The 15,331-nt window shown below is 56.9% G+C and carries 16 protein-coding genes and 1 pseudogene; 6 read left to right on the top strand and 11 right to left on the bottom strand.

Features of this window, described 5'->3' with window-relative positions; translation table 11 throughout:
- Nucleotides 1–10: 10 nt before the first annotated feature.
- Nucleotides 11–541: a glyoxalase superfamily protein gene (locus ACP7E4_RS01380; protein WP_426110947.1), complete on the top strand. Its 531-nt coding sequence runs from the start codon at nt 11–13 to the stop codon at nt 539–541.
- A 58-nt stretch (nt 542–599) separates the two neighbouring features.
- Here the strand turns inward: ACP7E4_RS01380 and ACP7E4_RS01375 are convergent, their stop codons facing one another.
- The 7 genes from ACP7E4_RS01375 to ACP7E4_RS01345 all read right to left on the bottom strand — a co-directional run bounded on the left by ACP7E4_RS01375 (nt 600) and on the right by ACP7E4_RS01345 (nt 6,698).
- The gene (locus ACP7E4_RS01375; protein WP_426110945.1) at nt 600–1,460 is read right to left on the bottom strand and encodes an urea carboxylase-associated family protein; all 861 of its coding nucleotides are present in this window, start codon (nt 1,458–1,460) and stop codon (nt 600–602) included.
- Between the two features lie 41 nt (nt 1,461–1,501).
- Nucleotides 1,502–1,948 carry a thiol-disulfide oxidoreductase DCC family protein gene (locus tag ACP7E4_RS01370; protein WP_426110943.1) on the bottom strand — a complete coding sequence of 149 codons (447 nt, stop codon included), beginning with the start codon at nt 1,946–1,948 and terminating at the stop codon, nt 1,502–1,504.
- A 135-nt stretch (nt 1,949–2,083) separates the two neighbouring features.
- Nucleotides 2,084–3,808, bottom strand: a complete 1,725-nt coding sequence (locus ACP7E4_RS01365) for an amidase (RefSeq protein WP_426110941.1) — start codon at nt 3,806–3,808, stop codon at nt 2,084–2,086.
- Nucleotides 3,809–3,919: 111 nt separating this feature from the next.
- Nucleotides 3,920–4,873, bottom strand: a complete 954-nt coding sequence (locus tag ACP7E4_RS01360) for an endonuclease (protein WP_426110939.1) — start codon at nt 4,871–4,873, stop codon at nt 3,920–3,922.
- Between the two features lie 61 nt (nt 4,874–4,934).
- Complete coding sequence (locus tag ACP7E4_RS01355; RefSeq protein WP_426110937.1) at nt 4,935–5,273, bottom strand: DUF7693 family protein; 339 nt, start codon at nt 5,271–5,273, stop codon at nt 4,935–4,937.
- Nucleotides 5,270–5,731, bottom strand: coding sequence for a potassium channel family protein (locus tag ACP7E4_RS01350; protein WP_426110935.1), 462 nt, complete (start codon nt 5,729–5,731; stop codon nt 5,270–5,272). The genes ACP7E4_RS01355 and ACP7E4_RS01350 overlap by 4 nt, the downstream gene beginning before the upstream one ends.
- Nucleotides 5,732–5,951: 220 nt before the next feature.
- Complete coding sequence (locus ACP7E4_RS01345) at nt 5,952–6,698, bottom strand: substrate-binding periplasmic protein (protein WP_426110933.1); 747 nt, start codon at nt 6,696–6,698, stop codon at nt 5,952–5,954.
- Nucleotides 6,699–7,095: 397 nt separating this feature from the next.
- On the opposite strand from ACP7E4_RS01345, the pseudogene ACP7E4_RS01340 reads away from it, so the two are divergent.
- From ACP7E4_RS01340 to ACP7E4_RS01325, 4 genes and pseudogenes are all read left to right on the top strand, one after another.
- A pseudogene (locus ACP7E4_RS01340) lies at nt 7,096–7,260 on the top strand (winged helix-turn-helix transcriptional regulator); the annotation flags it as partial.
- Nucleotides 7,261–7,308: 48 nt separating this feature from the next.
- Complete coding sequence (locus ACP7E4_RS01335; protein WP_426110931.1) at nt 7,309–7,929, top strand: TetR/AcrR family transcriptional regulator; 621 nt, start codon at nt 7,309–7,311, stop codon at nt 7,927–7,929.
- A gap of 149 nt (nt 7,930–8,078) precedes the next feature.
- Nucleotides 8,079–9,197 (top strand): efflux RND transporter periplasmic adaptor subunit, encoded by a 1,119-nt coding sequence (locus ACP7E4_RS01330; protein WP_426110929.1) that lies wholly within the window; start codon nt 8,079–8,081, stop codon nt 9,195–9,197.
- Complete coding sequence (locus ACP7E4_RS01325; RefSeq protein WP_426110927.1) at nt 9,194–12,280, top strand: efflux RND transporter permease subunit; 3,087 nt, start codon at nt 9,194–9,196, stop codon at nt 12,278–12,280. The genes ACP7E4_RS01330 and ACP7E4_RS01325 overlap by 4 nt, the downstream gene beginning before the upstream one ends.
- A 51-nt stretch (nt 12,281–12,331) precedes the next feature.
- On the opposite strand, the gene ACP7E4_RS01320 is transcribed toward ACP7E4_RS01325, so the two are convergent.
- On the bottom strand, nt 12,332–13,225 hold the full coding sequence (locus tag ACP7E4_RS01320; RefSeq protein WP_426110925.1) for a LysR family transcriptional regulator: 894 nt from the start codon (nt 13,223–13,225) through the stop codon (nt 12,332–12,334).
- Between the two features lie 66 nt (nt 13,226–13,291).
- The gene (msrA, locus tag ACP7E4_RS01315) at nt 13,292–13,798 is read right to left on the bottom strand and encodes a peptide-methionine (S)-S-oxide reductase MsrA (RefSeq protein ID WP_426110923.1); all 507 of its coding nucleotides are present in this window, start codon (nt 13,796–13,798) and stop codon (nt 13,292–13,294) included.
- A 107-nt stretch (nt 13,799–13,905) separates the two neighbouring features.
- Between msrA and ACP7E4_RS01310 the strand changes: the two genes are divergently transcribed.
- Nucleotides 13,906–14,097, top strand: coding sequence for a hypothetical protein (locus ACP7E4_RS01310; protein ID WP_426110921.1), 192 nt, complete (start codon nt 13,906–13,908; stop codon nt 14,095–14,097).
- Here ACP7E4_RS01310 and ACP7E4_RS01305 read toward each other — a convergent pair.
- Nucleotides 14,074–14,490 carry an NMCC_0638 family (lipo)protein gene (locus ACP7E4_RS01305; protein WP_426110919.1) on the bottom strand — a complete coding sequence of 139 codons (417 nt, stop codon included), beginning with the start codon at nt 14,488–14,490 and terminating at the stop codon, nt 14,074–14,076. The two genes, ACP7E4_RS01310 and ACP7E4_RS01305, sit on opposite strands and share 24 nt — an antisense overlap.
- Nucleotides 14,433–15,320: an SDR family oxidoreductase gene (locus tag ACP7E4_RS01300; protein ID WP_426110917.1), complete on the bottom strand. Its 888-nt coding sequence runs from the start codon at nt 15,318–15,320 to the stop codon at nt 14,433–14,435. Before ACP7E4_RS01300 ends, ACP7E4_RS01305 begins: the two co-directional genes overlap by 58 nt.
- Nucleotides 15,321–15,331: the final 11 nt, after the last annotated feature.

The following is a 15,331-nucleotide window of genomic DNA, read 5'->3' as shown; positions in this document are numbered from 1 at the left end:
CGGAGAAGTTATGTTTTCAATCCAGAAAGCCAAGCAGATGGCCAAGAACCTGCGTGCTTCGTTAGAGAAGCGTGATCAGGAAGTGTCTCACTCCACTGCACTCGAACTGATCGCCCAGCAACTGGGCTACAAGGACTGGAACGTCGCATCAGCGCTGCTTGCAGATGAAGATAGCCAACCCGCTATCACGTTCGACAAAGCCATTCCGATATTGCGAATTTTTGACGAAACCAAGGCACGCGAGTTTTACGTTGATTTCCTGGGTTTCAGCGTCGAATTCGAGCACCGGTTCGAAGCGGATCTACCGCTGTATCTGGGGATTAGTCGAAACGGGCTGCAGTTCCACCTGTCCGAACATCATGGCGACGCGAGTCCTGGGTCGACGATATTTGTCCCGATGCAAAATATCGAAATGCTTCGGGATGAGTTACTTGCCAAGCGCTACGGCTACGGACGTCCAGACATTGTTCAGCAAGGATGGGGGCAGGTGCTGGAAGTTTACGACCCTTTCGGTAATCGGATACGGTTCTGCCAAAGCTGATTTTCTCTGAGGCGGGGTCGACCTGGTCCACCTCGGGCTGGTCGGCCCCGTTTCGGTTTTAAACGCCGTGAGTTCGGTCGTATCCATTGATTGCAGGTGCAATCCAGCCTTGAGGTTGACGAGCTGCCTCGTAGATTTCTACGAGGAGGGGATAGCACTTTGCGGTGTCCGATGAATGTTCCGCCGAACAGTCCCCGCCGGGACAGGCTGAAAGGCAACCGAGAAGATCCACTTCTGCAAAAAACTCCAGGTAGTCGCCAGGACGTACCGGGCTTGCTTTCATGAAATATTGGCCTGTGTCCCTGGTAAAACCGGTGCACATGAAGACATTCAACACATCGTGAACATGGGCTTCAGCCTCGTGCAGGGGAATACCCGTTGCCTTGGACAAGGCGCGGGTCAGGTTTGAGTGGCAACAGTGATGATATTGCCCACCGTGGCTAAGCAGATTATGGGTGTAGGGATCACAGCGAGTCCCGATCACGTCATGGACCGAGCCACCGAACTCATCGAAACCATACCAGTCCAGGGAGTCATGAGTGATCGTGGCAATCGGACGCAGGTAAGGAAAACTCGAATACAGCTGGTCGCCGAGGCCAAGATGCGTGCCATTCAGTGCGCGGGTTTTACCGGTATAGAAACGCTCATTCAAATCGTGCGCATTGAACAGGTTCAGGTCTCCCACTTGCGAGCCTTCGGTCGAGACAATGCGAAAAAAATGTCCGGCCGACACGGTAAAAGTCGCAGCATCGCGAGGAGGAACTGTCACGGTCTCGATCAGCCTCAAGTCGTCGCGAATCCTACGATAACTGGAGATATGAGGACGTGGTAAACCGTCAACCGGGTAGCAAATGACGGGCTTTACGGCTTTGCGTTGAGCAGCGTCTATTGGCGCTTCTGTTATAGGTTTTGGCTTCATTCCAGTCTCCGTTTATAGGTCCCGGCTCACGCCGTTGGTTGTCACGATTCTGCTTTCAGAAAACGTCGGTTGTGGTCTTCGGTGGGAAGCTGGCAAGTGTCGTACCTGCCGAACAGCCGGTAGCGATTCAGGGCGATCTTGTCGTACAGCCAGTCGCGCATGCTCTTGGGCACCATTCGGCCATTCCTCATCCAGCGCCAAGGCGCTGGCAGGCGAGCGAGGATCTGGAACATCGCTTCCGAGCGAACGAAGAATTGGTTATCGCTGATTAGAACGATGGTATTGAAGTCGTCAGTGGGCAGACCGGCCCAAGCCAGGAGTGCCTGGCCTTCGGATGACTGGACTGCAGCGAGCTGGATACAGCGCGGCTGATCATGGCGAATGATGAATTTCGCCCAACCATTACACAATTTGCAGGTGCCATCGAAGAGGACGACGGCCTCGCCGGGATTCAAAAACGGCGCGGGGCGCACTGCTTCAATATTCATAGGGGAGGGTCAGTCCTGTTGACGCTTTTAGGGAAAATGGACATAGAGCACTCAAAGGCATACTTACAGCGAACGATGCCGGATGGTTACGGCATCGTTCCTCGTGAATTAGCCCTGCACCTCACCCATCTTGCTCTAACTACCGGTCGGCAAAGGCAAACGCAATGGTGGCGTGCGAGGCGGAATCATACGTTTGGTCCCCACCGACTCGAAAGCCGAGGCAAAGCGCAATAGATTCGAATCGTCGTACGCGCGCCCCGCAAAGGTCAGTCCGACCGGCATGCCGATATCGGCCATCACACCCATTGGCACAGTAACGGTAGGCACACCCAGGTGGCGAATGGCGAGATTGCCGTTGGCAACCCACACGCCGTTACTCCAGGCGATATCGGCAGATTGAGGATCAACATCGGCGTTCGCCGGGCCGACGTCGGCCACCGTCGGGAACAGCACCGCATCCAGGCCAAGTTCGCCCATCCAGTCTTCCAGGTCGACACGTCGAGTCTGCTCCAGGCCCCGAAGGCCATCGGGCAGGGTAGGGATCTGGTTCCACGGCGTAATACCGCGCTGGGCCATGCGCACATATTCGTCCATGCCGGCGGCGAGGTCGTCTTCACGATTGGGTAACGTTCCGGGATCGTGCGGAAAGATCTTCGGTCCGTCGACGTCGGCCAGACGATTCAAGGCTGGATCACCATTGGCCTGCAGGAAATCATCAAAAGCCCAAGCCGACAAATCCCACAGTTCATGATGCAGGAACTCCTTCGACACAAGTCCGCGAGTAAATACGGTTGGCGCACCAGGGCGATCCCCTTCGCAATTCGAGACAAGCGGGAAATCCACCTCAAGCACTTCAGCACCAGCCGCTTCGAGCGCGTTGCGGGCCTCTTGCCACAGATCGATGACCGAGGCGCGGGTAATGATGCGTTGTCCGGTCGGGCCTCCGATGCCTGGTTTCTCTGCGGTGCCTGCTTCCGGATCGGCGTTGATGTACATGCGCGGCACGCCGAAGCGTTTGCCGGCCAGAGCATCGGGATTTACCGCAAGTTCGGCATAGGAAGCAGGGCGTACCGACTCGACACTCGGGATAGGCACCCAGGATTGCAGTCGCCACAAATCGCCGCGAGTGTCGGGATCTTGCGCAACAATCACATCAAGCACTTCGAGCAAATCTGCCATGGTTCTTGCGTATGGGACGACAACGTCCATGGTCGGCGTCAATGGCCAGTTGCCGCGCACCGAGATCACCCCACGCGAAGGTGTGTAGGCACACAAACCGTTGTTGGAAGCAGGGCCGCGGCCGCTTGACCATGTTTCTTCCGCCATGCCGAACGCAGCGAAGCTTGCGGCGGTTGCAGTCCCGGCGCCGTTGGATGAGCCGGACGCAAAGGGCGCAGTCAGGAAGTCGGCGTTATACGGACTCTCCGCGCGGCCATAAACACCGCGTTGCATACCGCCGTTGGCCATGGGCGGCATATTGGTCTTGCCCAGACAGATTGCCCCGGCAGCACGGAGGCGGCTGATAGTGAACGCGTCACGCTGCGCGACCAGGTTGACGAAAGCAGGGCTGCCCGAAGCGGCGGTGAGACCCTTGACCAGATAGCTATCCTTGGCCGTATAGGGAATTCCGTCGAGCGGGCCGAGAGTCTCGCCCTTGGCCCGACGACTATCGGACGCCCGAGCCTCTTCGATCGCTTCCGGATTGCGCACCACCACTGCATTCAGCGCCGTTGATGTATCAGGCCCGTCGTAAGCATCAATCCTGGCCAGATAGGCCTGCACAAGCTCGACGGCGGTTGTTTGCCCTGACTCAAGCGCGGTACGCAGCCTGGCAATGGGTACCTCTGTAACTTCGATCATCAGAATTCCTCTATCTTTCACGCCTTCAACATTGTGTCCATCTTGCATCACCAACATCTATCGCATAAAGGGACGAACCGGGTAAGCACAGCTTGGGGTATTGCTCGTTCCTCACTTGCAGTTCCCGGCTCTCCGATATCCCGCCGCCTGAGCTTCAGATTCGGATTCGAACGACATCTGGTTTTTCGCCGCAACGTTGGCGTAGCTCGGGCAGCCATGGGGCAGGTGATACACGCGACTGTTGCGGTTGCCAATGATCACGCCAGCGGACGTTGAGCGAGTGACGGCTGGCGGCGAAGCTCGGTCCGGGATCGTGCTGACTATACCGTCACCCACCGTCTTGTAGCCTTGTGTCCAGGTGCGGGCGTTAGTCACGAACGGGTTGGGGTGGCCCATGATCGCCGCGATCCGACTGTTGCGTTCCTTTTCCCATGACGTGACTGGAAACTGCCTGTCCCAGGCCATGAACAACTGTTGTTGCTGACGTGACATGGTCAAGTTGTAGCGGTCAAACATGTAGAACGTTGTCCGTGCTACCAGGCCTTTGACTTCATCACGGGGCTCGGCTGCGCGCTGGTCGAAGTCGACTTTAGTCTTGCACTGACCGTATTGGGGCGCTACTCCAGCAGCCATTCCATAGTTGAAGTTGCTCCGGTCTCCATTGACTTCACCAACCGAAGGGTAAAGGTTGAACAGATCAGCTTCCATTGCCTCAAACACCGGATCATCACTTACACAGTGTTCACGACCGCCGTTCTGCCAGCACTGTCTCTGGTGGCCGAATGTCCACGCCGGAACGATGTGCTCCCACTCGGTTCTGTCGGAACGGTTTTCTTGCTTACGGGCTTGAAGGCCGCAGGAAGCGGCATCGATACGCCCACCCGATTTCCCCACCCACGTCCATTTACAGCCGCAATACAGGTCACCTAGCGGGCTGTTGGCCTGGTCTAGGTAGATCTTCTGTTTCGCGATGACCTTGGCTTCGGAAAAGTTGGATGGAGGGCTTGAGAAGGCGGGGTTGATGACGGCGATGGACAGCAACAAGACGTAAAGCAACAATTTCATGAGTGAGCATATTCAAAGTTTCAGGTGCCGCATTGTACTCATGTTCCGGTTGAGGACTGGCTCACAATCGCTTTAGTAATCGTTCAAGCGTCCCGTGTTCCCAGGTCGAGAGCAGGGCGATTGGGTCTGTACCGTATCGGTCGCCATTGTCGAATGACCACCGTCTGCCCTCCGGGCTGACGCACTCTTCACAGTAGTCGAGCTCATCGCAGTCGTTGTAGATCGTGATACGCCAGCCGTCGACGATAACGACGAACAAGCCGGCGTGGATCTCATCCCAGGACTGATCGCATGCCCTGGCCATGACGCGGCGTTCGAAAGTCACCTCGCGCAGGATATGGCAAACTTCCCTTGCGGTCAGCGCAGTGCCGGAGTCGTCAGTACGGTTGTCTGCATTCATGAGCTTTTCGAATCGCGGGCATGCACACGCGGTTCCTTTATGCCCCAGTATTTTTGCATCTCGATGAACAGGAAAGACGCCGTCCAGGTGATTAGCACCAGGCCGGTAAGGGCTTCGAGACCAGTGAGGAACTTGAGTGGGCCAATCGGCGAGATGTCACCAAAGCCAATGGTCGTGTAGGTGGTGAATGAAAAGTACACCGAGTCCATGAAACTGCCGTCAAAGTTGCCGGTGAGCTTGCCCAGCCTTTCGCTCTTGTTCATGAGGTAATAACCCAGCGCAAAGACCCAGACTTCAATTGCGTGGGCTACCAGCGCACCCATGACACCGAATACGATTCGGAACCGATGCCAGATTTTAAGCCTGGGCATGAGCAGGTTCAGGCGCAACAAGCACTCGTGGTGTATGAACACCGCAGTGGTGATGATCAGCATATTGATCAGGGTGACGAGGATCATGGGAGGCACTCTGCTCGGCGTTTTTGGGTGCGCTCAGCGCATGGCGTGATTATGGCCGGGATCACGGCAGGCCTGGGACTTGAACTGCGGTTTTCTGATCCGGATCAGGACCGGCCGCCGACATCTGCTGGAAGATCAGCCCGCACAGGAGCGATCCCGTAGCCTCGATTGCTCGGTCGAGGTGCTGACGGTTAGACAAGCATGTCGCGCCTCATTCACTTCACTGCCCAACACGTTGCTGGTACTGACGCTGGATGCGCTCCAGCTCGCCGGAATGACGCAGTTGCTCTAAAGCGCTGGCCCAGGCGGCTACCAGTTCGTCGTCACAGTCGAGGCTGAAGGCGATGTACAACGACGAGCGATAGAGTTCGATGGGAATCTGCCGTAGCGTACCGGGAGCGATGTTCAACCGGCGGCTGTAAAAAACCACCCCTGCATCGGTATCGCCGATGATGATGCTGGTGCGCCCGGCCAGCAGCATGCGGTAGAGCTGCAGGTTTTCGGTGGCGCTTCGGTCCAGGTTGTTGAAACCCAGCGACCGCAGCATATCGGGTACCAGGCCGGCATGGCGCGTAGTGATCTGCGGAGCGCGCAGCAGTTGCTCAAGGGAATTCACCGGCGGCGCGTTGGACAACTGATAGGGATGGATGGACTCTTCCACAATCGGTCCAACCCACTTGTATAGCGGCTCACGCTCCGGCGTGCGGAACATGGAATACATGATTGTCCTGGGCCGGGTTTTCAATACACGGGTGGCTCGCATACTGGGTAGCAGCACCACTTCAAAGTCATCCCCGGTCAGCGCCATGATGGCCCGGACGATTTCCGTGGTCATGCCGGTGAGCTGATTGTTCTCTTCGTAGTTGTACGGTGCCCATTCTTCGGTAACGACCTGATACTGCTCAGCCCTGGTCGGAGTGCCAGGCAATGCACACAACAATGCTGCGGCAAGTGTCCAATACTTCACATTTTCTGCTCGGTGAGCTGTTCAGTGTTCCAGGGTGGACCGAACAGGCAATACAAGCATAGACCGTGATGCGCGTATAACGGCGTAATGTCACCTGGAAGCGCAGAATTGATAACGCCGCGATTTGCGCCGCGCTGCTAGTAGATATTTTGGGTGAGCTCGCTATTGGCAATGCTGTCAGATTTATCCAGCGGGTGTGAGGCTATTCCATTGAGTCTATTCATGTGGATTTCCTTCAGTTCAGAAAGGTTTGGATTACCGTCGCGGCAGGCGCATACGGCGACGCAAGCTCACGAGCAGCGTTTTGCGTCATGAAGGAGGCAGCGAGAAGGATGAGCCCTACAACCGCTGGAATCGCACCTTTGAGCTTGCGAACACCTAAGTGTGCTAACCCGGACGAACTGTGTTTGCGCAAGTGCCCCCACGAGTCGAGTACAAAATTACCGAAAAAGCCCAAGGGCTTGGACCGATGATGGAGGCGCTTATGTTGTGGTGGAAAGAATATGGAGCAAGCTTGCCAGTTAAACCTGCCACGCGTGGTCGCATTCGTGACTATAGTTAGAATCGGTCACGCGTTGTCAATTGCCTGTTGGATGCGTAAGCTATTTGTATGAATCAGCCCTTAATAGCTTCACCTGGCGCCCGTGGCCCAGCCGATCACGGCATTCGAGACCAGATTGTCGCGGCGGCCAACGAACATTTCAGCCAATACGGTTACGGTAAAACCACCGTTTCCGACCTGGCCAAAGCCATCGGCTTTTCCAAGGCCTATATCTACAAGTTCTTCGATTCAAAGCAGGCGATCGGGGAGGCAATTTGTGGAAATTGTCTGTCGCAAATCATCGTGGCCGTCGAGCAAGCCATTCAGGTGGAGGGAGTTTCGCCCACGGAGCGTTTTCGGCGGCTGGTCAAAACCCTGATTATCAAGGGGGTAGACCTGTTTTTCAATGACCGAAAACTCTATGACATCGCGGCATTCGCGGCTTCGGAAAACTGGCCCAGCTCTCAGGTCTATGACGCGAGGATCAAGAGCTTTGTGTTGCAGATCGTGCGAGAAGGGCGCGAACTCGGTGAGTTCGAGCGCAAGACACCGTTGGACGAGACAGTCGATTCGATCCATCTCGCATTACGACCTTATATCAACCCGTTGCTGTTGCAGCACAATCTCGACGTCGTTGACGAAGCGCCTGGGCTCATTTCCAATCTGATCTTGCGCAGCCTGATGCCTTGATCGACCTGGCTCACAGGCACATTGCGAATCCGCTTTAGTACCAACCTCTAAACTCCGGTCAGCAAGGCACCGTTTATTGCCTGGTTAGTGACCATTGACATAATTAGTCACTTGAATGAGCATGGCGCATCCGCTTTCAAGAGGTCTTTATGATCCAGCGCCGTCTGCCATTCATGCTCATTGCCTTATTGCCGTTCGCGTTAGCCGCTTGCAACGAATCGATACCTGTCGACCCGCGCCTTCAGGTGCCTTTGGTGCGTGTAGGTATGGTTCAACCCTCTGTACCTGCAGCCCGCGTATTTACGGGTATCGTTGCAGCTCGCGTTCAGAGCGACCTCGGCTTTCGAGTTTCCGGGAAGGTCTCGGAACGCTTGGTGGACACCGGGCAAGGTGTCAAGCGTGGGCAGCCCCTCATGCGCATTGATGCCAATGATCTGGTGCTGACCGCCCGGGCCCAGCAAGAAACCGTGCTGGCCGCCATCGCCCGGTCCAGACAAGCCTCCGATGATGAACGTCGTTACCGTGCGCTGGTAGCGACCGGTGCCGTCTCTGCTTCAGCTTACGCAGGGTTTAAAGCGGCGGCCGACACGGCCACAGCGCAACTAAACGCAGCCAAGGCCCAGGCGGATGTAGCGAAGAATGCCACCGGGTATTCGACGTTGCTTGCTGATGCGGACGGGGTCGTGGTGGATACCTTGGCAGAGCCCGGCCAGGTGATCAGCGCAGGTCAGACAGTGGTTCGGGTGGCTCATTCCGGGCAGCGCGAGGCGCTGATTCAGTTGCCCGAAACGCTTCGTCCTGCGCTGGGATCGCGGGCCATGGTGGAACTGTATGGCCAAAACCAATCTGCCAGCAGTGCGCGTTTGCGTCAGCTGTCTGACTCAGCGGATCGGCAAACCCGTACATTCGAGGCGCGCTATGTGCTGGAGGGCGCGCTGGCCAACGCCACACTGGGTTCAACCATTTCGGTCGTGATTACCGGTACACCGGCTGACGATGCCAATGAATTACAAGTGCCAGTCACTGCCCTTTACGACGCGGGCAAAGGGCCCGGCGTCTGGGTCGTTGCGGGCGACCCTGAGCTGGTGACCTGGCGCCCTGTGAAGTTCCTCGGTTTGAGTAACGCAGAAACTGCGCGTGTGACAGGTAATCTCAATATCAATGATCGTATTGTCGCATTGGGAACTCATCTTTTGAGTGAGGGCCAGCAGGTCAGGGCTCAGGCGGTAGTCAACGCTCAGGCACCGGTGGCAGAGGTGCGCCGATGACCGGGTTCAACCTGTCCGCACTGGCCGTGCGCGAGCGTTCGATCACGCTGTTTTTGATCCTCCTGATATCCGTAGGTGGGCTGTATGCCTTCTTCAAACTCGGGCGCGCGGAAGATCCTGCCTTCACCATCAAACAGATGACAGTGGTCACGGCATGGCCTGGTGCAACGGCTCAGGAGATGCAGGATCAGGTGGTTGAAAAGCTGGAAAAACGTATGCAGGAACTGCGTTGGTATGACCGGACCGAGACCTTCACGCGACCGGGACTGGCATTCACCACCGTTTATTTGCTCGATAGCACGCCACCTTCCGCAGTCGCGGAAGAGTTTTATCAGGCGCGTAAGAAGATCCTTGATGAGACGGCGGGCTTACCTCCTGGAGTGATCGGTCCGATCGTCAACGACGAGTATGCAGATGTCACCTTTGCGCTCTATGCGCTCAAGGCCAAGGGCGAGCCGCAACGGTTGCTGGTGCGCGAGGCTGAGACCTTGCGCCAGCGCCTGCTGCACGTGGCGGGCGTGAAGAAGGTCAATATCATTGGCGAGCAGTCCGAGCGCATTTATGTCGAGCTGTCATACGAGCGTCTGGCGACGCTGGGTATTTCTGCAAGGGACATTTTCAGCGCGTTGAACGCGCAGAACATGATGACGCCTGCCGGTTCTGTTGAGACGAAGGGACCACAGGTTTTCATTCGACTCGACGGCGCGTTCGATGACCTGCAAAAGATTCGTGAAACCCCGCTCGTCCTGCAAGGCAGAACCCTCAAATTATCCGATGTGGCGGAGGTCAGGCGCGGATACGAGGATCCCACCACCTTCATGGTGCGCAACAATGGAGAGCCCGCGTTGCTGCTCGGTATTGTGATGCGAGACGGCTGGAACGGTCTGGATTTGGGTAAGGCGCTGACAGCCGAGACAACGTCGATTAATGAGAAAATGCCGTTAGGCATGACGTTGAGCAAGGTCACCGATCAGGCGGTGAACATAGATGCATCCGTCACCGAGTTCATGATCAAGTTTTTCGCGGCGTTGGGTGTCGTGCTGCTGGTGTGTTTTCTCAGCATGGGCTGGCGCGTCGGTATCGTCGTCGCTGCAGCGGTGCCGCTGACCCTGGCGGCAGTGTTCATTGTCATGGCTGCGACAGGTAAGGATTTTGACCGCATCACGCTGGGGTCGTTGATTCTGGCGCTGGGACTGCTGGTGGACGATGCAATCATCGCCATTGAAATGATGGTGGTGAAGATGGAGGAGGGTTATGACCGCATCAAAGCCTCCGCCTATGCCTGGAGTCACACCGCAGCGCCTATGTTGTCGGGCACGCTGGTCACTGCTATCGGCTTTATGCCTAACGGCTTCGCCAAATCAACGGCCGGTGAGTACACCGCCAACATGTTCTGGATCGTCGGCATTGCGCTGATCACTTCCTGGGTGGTGGCGGTGGTGTTCACACCCTACCTGGGCGTCAAACTACTGCCGCAGATCAAGGTGCCAGAAGGTGGGCATGCCGCGATTTACGGTACAGCCAATTACCGTCGTTTCAGGCGCGTGCTGGGTGTGGTTATTCGCCGTAAGGGCCTGGTGGCGATATCGGTGGTGGGCTTATTCATCGTCGCGATTCTCGGTATGGGCGTGGTGAAGAAGCAGTTCTTCCCCACGTCAGACCGGCCTGAGGTGCTGGTGGAGGTGCAGATGCCTTACGGCACGTCCATCGAGCAGACCGATGCAGCAGCGGCCAAGGTAGAAGCGTGGCTGGCTGAGCAACCTGAAGCCCGGATCGTCAGCGCCTACATTGGCCAGGGCGCGCCGCGTTTCTACCTGGCGATGGCACCCGAGTTGCCTGATCCCTCATTTGCAAAAATCGTTGTGCTGACGGCGAGTCAGGAAGAGCGCGAGGCCCTCAAGATCAGGCTTAGACAAGCTGTTGCTGATGGTTTGGCACCTGAGGCTCGCGTGCGTGTAACGCAGTTGGTCTTTGGCCCTTATTCGCCGTACCCGGTGGCCTACCGGGTGATGGGCCCGGACTTGGCAGTGCTGCGCGATATTGCTGGCCAAGTGCGCCAGGTCATGACCGACAGCCCCATGATGAGAACCGTCAACATGGACATGGGCGAGCGTGCTCCGGCACTCCACCTGACGCTTAACCAGGATCGTCTGCAGGCATTCGGTTTAACGTCCGCAGAGGTTGCTCAGCAGCTTCAGTTTCTGTTGACCGGAGCACCAGTGACCCAGGTGCGCGAGGATATTCGCTCAGTGTCGGTGGTTGCACGCTCTGCCGGTGACACGCGTCTTGATCCCTCGAAAATCGACGCCTTCACATTGACCGGGGCGCTGGGCCAAAGGGTGTCTTTGGCTCAGGTCGGAACAGTGGAGACCCGTATGGAGGAGCCCATCCTCAGGCGTCGTGATCGTACGCCGACCATCACTGTACGCGGTGATGTGGCTGAGGGGCTTCAACCGCCAGACGTTTCCAGCGCCGTGATGAAGCAACTGCAACCGATTGTTGAGCAGTTGCCTGTGGGCTATCGCATTGAGTTGGCAGGCGCGATTGAGGAGTCGGGTAAAGCGAACAAGGCGTTGCTGCCCTTGTTCCCGATCATGATCGCGCTGACGTTACTCACCATCATTATTCAGGTGCGCTCAATGGCGGCAATGATGATGGTGTTTGCCACCGCACCTCTGGGCCTGATCGGTGTGGTGCCGATGCTTCTGCTCTTTCAGCAGCCGTTTGGGATCAACGCCTTGGTGGGACTGATTGCGTTGTCAGGGATTTTGATGCGTAACACGCTAATCCTCATAGGTCAGATTCACTCCAATAAACAAGCGGGCCTGTCGCCTTATGACGCCGTGGTCGAAGCTACTGTACAACGCGCGCGGCCCGTCATTCTCACCGCGTTGGCGGCGATGCTGGCGTTCATCCCGCTGACCCATTCGGTGTTCTGGGGAACGCTCGCCTACACCCTTATCGGCGGTACGTTTGCCGGCACAGTGCTGACGTTAGTGTTCCTGCCTGCGATGTACGCCCTCTGGTTCAAGATCAAACCTGACACCTCTCAGGACGCTTCGAGCCCCGCACGTTCTGCCTGATTGGGCACCCGACAGGATATGTTCCTTTTAGAGAAATCATATGTCGTAGGGCTAACCCAGAGTTTCCATCAGATGGTCGACAAAACAGCGCAGCTTTAATGTCATTTGGCGGTCCGCCGCGTACAACAAGTGGATAGGGCGGACCGGTCCCTCGTAAGCGGGCAGGACCCGAACGAGGAGGCCGGACGCCAGGTCGCCCGCAAGGGCACGCTCGTAGCCGATCAAGATACCGAAGCCGTCGCGCGCGGCTGCACGCAAAGCCTCCCAATCATTGACATGCAGGCGCCCACGCACGGGTACTTCTGAGACAAGCCCATCTTGCTCGAATTGCCAATTGCGACGCAGATCGGATACCCAGGGGGCAAAGCCCAGGCACTCGTGGCTGATGAGATCCGACGGCAGTTGTGGCGTACCGTGTGCGAGCAGGTAAGCTGGCGACGCACAGGCTACAAGACGGTAGGGCTGCAACGGCCTCGCAACCAGCGCGAGATCTTTTTGCAGCGGTCCGAGGCGCACTACAGCTTCATAGCCTTCTTCCACCGGATCGATCAGACGATCTGACAATGTCAGCTCGACGTCAATTTCGGGATAGCGATCAAGAAAACGAGTAATTAACGGGACTAACTCATGGCGCCCATAAGTGACTGGAGCGTTAATCCGCAAACGACCTTGCGGCCTGGCATGTGAAGACTGGACCAGCGAGTCTGCGGCTTCCACTTCGGCAAGGACCGATTGGCATCGGTCCAGATAAAGACGACCGAATACCGTCAAGCTTTGCTTGCGGGTTGTCCGGTTCAACAAGCGGGTTGCCACCCGTTGCTCAAGCGCCTCGATATGTTTGGCTACCATCTGTGGCGACATATTGAGCTTTTCCGCTGCGGCAGCGAATGACCCGTAGCGAGCCGCCTGGACAAACACCGTCATGCTGGTCAGTCGATCAAGCATTAACAATCACCAGTTGTTAAACGAACAACATGCAACGTTGCGCATTGATGATGGCGCTACCGGGTCTCAGGCGCGTTTTGGCAGTTTCCAGTTCGGCCGGATGAAGTGGCAGGTGTAGCCGTTGGGAATCCGTTCCAGGTAATCCTGGTGCTCCGGCTCCGCTTCCCAGAAGGGTCCCGCCGGTTCAATTTCGGTAACTACGCGGCCCGGCCACAGTTGAGAGGCGTCGACGTCGGCGGCAGTGTCTTCGGCGACATCGCGTTGCTGTTCGCTGAGGTAGTAGATCGCCGAACGATAGCTGGGGCCGAGGTCGTTTCCCTGACGGTTGGGCGTGCTGGGGTCATGAATCTGGAAGAAGAACTCGAGGATCTGCCGGTAGCTGATGACGGCAGGGTCGAAAACGATTTCGATGGCTTCAGCGTGATTTCCGTGGTTGCGGTAAGTAGCGTTCGGCACCTCGCCGCCGGTGTAGCCGACCCGCGTGTGCAGCACGCCAGGGTAACGCCGCAGCAGGTCCTGCATGCCCCAGAAGCAGCCGCCGGCGAGGATGGCGGTTTCGGTTTGGCTGGTCATGGTCTGTCCTTCCCCTCGGTGATGTTGGATATCCGTTGTTATGAGGGCGCGCAGCGTGATTCCAAGGAGGGTTTGTCATCCTCCTCGAAATTTCTGTTTCATCCGTTTTGCCTGCCTCAGCCGTGTTGCCGCAGCACGTCATCTGTCGGGACATGCCGGCGCTGCCACCCTCCGAGATGGCGTTGCTCAGCACGGGTGCAACGCTCAATGCCGCGCAACTGGCATTGGTCGGCTACCTGCGCGAAGCGCTGCGCCAAGTCAGACGTGATTGCGGTTCATTGATCGATGATAGCCGCTGATCCAAGCACTTGAAGTTGCGCTGATTCAGATGAGGCGGTCGTAAGGGTAAACAACATTTTTCGCGTCGCGTTCGGAACTGACCACTCATAGGAAACAGTCTGAATCTGGCCGTTTGAGGCCGTTTTCGCTTGCTCGTTCTTCACCTGTCTAACGATAAGCGCAGCGGGTGCGTTCGCGACCAGCGCGGTAAACAACTTTGTAGCGGTCTCGGTATTCGCCTTTCGGACATGCACCGCGCAAAAATTCTTGCCGCCAGGAAGGGCAAGCACAAACGTCCCGTATTTATCCGGGACAGGCCACGCGTCGCTGACCAATTGGTTCGGGAGCGCATGGACTATCGGTTGAAAAAGCTTCTGAGGTCGGTAATCAAACCTGGCCCGCTTGGCTTCCAACCCAACCGCGTTTGGGTCTTGTTGCTCATGCTGGACATGTCCTTACCCACAAAACTCGATAGCCAGCCGAAACTCTCCATCGCTTGACCCGCTGGCACCACAACGGCGGGCAGGCCTAAGCCCTCTCCGATTGTTTCAGCAATGAGGCGAAAAGAGATGCTGGATTCGGCAGTTGCATGGTAACGAGCGCCCGGTTGGTGCTTTTCAAGGGCCAGGCGATACAAGTGCGCAGTATCTGCAACGTGAGCGGCGGACCACCGATTGAGCCCTTCATCGATATAGGCTGAGACTTTTTTTTCCCGCGCCAGCGTGATGACCTCGGTGACCAGACCTTGTTTATACGGGTTGTGGATTTGTGAAAGCCGCATGACTATTACGTTGACACCGCGTTGTAATAGCGCCTCTCCAGCCAATTCCGACGCGATCCGAGGATTGGGATGCTCTGGGTCGAAGTGATCTTCGTCAGCGGGCTGTCCTGGCGCTGGCGAGCCCATCGGCGTGCCGGAGGTGATGATCAACGGGCGCTCCGAACCTTCCAGTGCTGAACCCAAGGCCGCAATAGCACGTGAGTCCTTCTGACAATTGGCGACGAAATGTGCGAAGTCGTGATCGAACGCTGTGTGGATCACTGCATCGCACGCTTCGGCACCCCTCTGGAGGCTGGTGAGGTCTTCGATATTGCCCTGGTGGGGCTCGGCACCCATCGCCAGCAACGCACGAGCACCCGTATCTGAACGCGTCAGCCCCAGCACCTGGTGGCCTGCGTTGAGTAACTCACGGGTTACCTGAGAGCCAATAAAGCCTGTTGAACCGGTAAGAAATACGCGCATGTCTGAAATCT

The organism is Pseudomonas sp. DSP3-2-3 (assembly GCF_049898225.1).
GTDB lineage: Bacteria > Pseudomonadota > Gammaproteobacteria > Pseudomonadales > Pseudomonadaceae > Aquipseudomonas.
Note: the sequence above shows the minus strand (reverse complement) of the source record. Positions and strands in the feature narration are given on the sequence as shown.

Coding starts and splice junctions, on each gene's coding strand:
- ACP7E4_RS01380 (WP_426110947.1), top strand. CDS start 11: ATGTTTTCAATCCAGAAAGCCAAGCAGATGGCCAAGAACCTGCGTGCT.
- ACP7E4_RS01375 (WP_426110945.1), bottom strand. CDS start 1,460: ATGAAGCCAAAACCTATAACAGAAGCGCCAATAGACGCTGCTCAACGC.
- ACP7E4_RS01370 (WP_426110943.1), bottom strand. CDS start 1,948: ATGAATATTGAAGCAGTGCGCCCCGCGCCGTTTTTGAATCCCGGCGAG.
- ACP7E4_RS01365 (WP_426110941.1), bottom strand. CDS start 3,808: ATGATCGAAGTTACAGAGGTACCCATTGCCAGGCTGCGTACCGCGCTT.
- ACP7E4_RS01360 (WP_426110939.1), bottom strand. CDS start 4,873: ATGAAATTGTTGCTTTACGTCTTGTTGCTGTCCATCGCCGTCATCAAC.
- ACP7E4_RS01355 (WP_426110937.1), bottom strand. CDS start 5,273: ATGAATGCAGACAACCGTACTGACGACTCCGGCACTGCGCTGACCGCA.
- ACP7E4_RS01350 (WP_426110935.1), bottom strand. CDS start 5,731: ATGATCCTCGTCACCCTGATCAATATGCTGATCATCACCACTGCGGTG.
- ACP7E4_RS01335 (WP_426110931.1), top strand. CDS start 7,309: ATGAATCAGCCCTTAATAGCTTCACCTGGCGCCCGTGGCCCAGCCGAT.
- ACP7E4_RS01330 (WP_426110929.1), top strand. CDS start 8,079: ATGATCCAGCGCCGTCTGCCATTCATGCTCATTGCCTTATTGCCGTTC.
- ACP7E4_RS01325 (WP_426110927.1), top strand. CDS start 9,194: ATGACCGGGTTCAACCTGTCCGCACTGGCCGTGCGCGAGCGTTCGATC.
- ACP7E4_RS01320 (WP_426110925.1), bottom strand. CDS start 13,225: ATGCTTGATCGACTGACCAGCATGACGGTGTTTGTCCAGGCGGCTCGC.
- msrA (WP_426110923.1), bottom strand. CDS start 13,798: ATGACCAGCCAAACCGAAACCGCCATCCTCGCCGGCGGCTGCTTCTGG.
- ACP7E4_RS01300 (WP_426110917.1), bottom strand. CDS start 15,320: ATGCGCGTATTTCTTACCGGTTCAACAGGCTTTATTGGCTCTCAGGTA.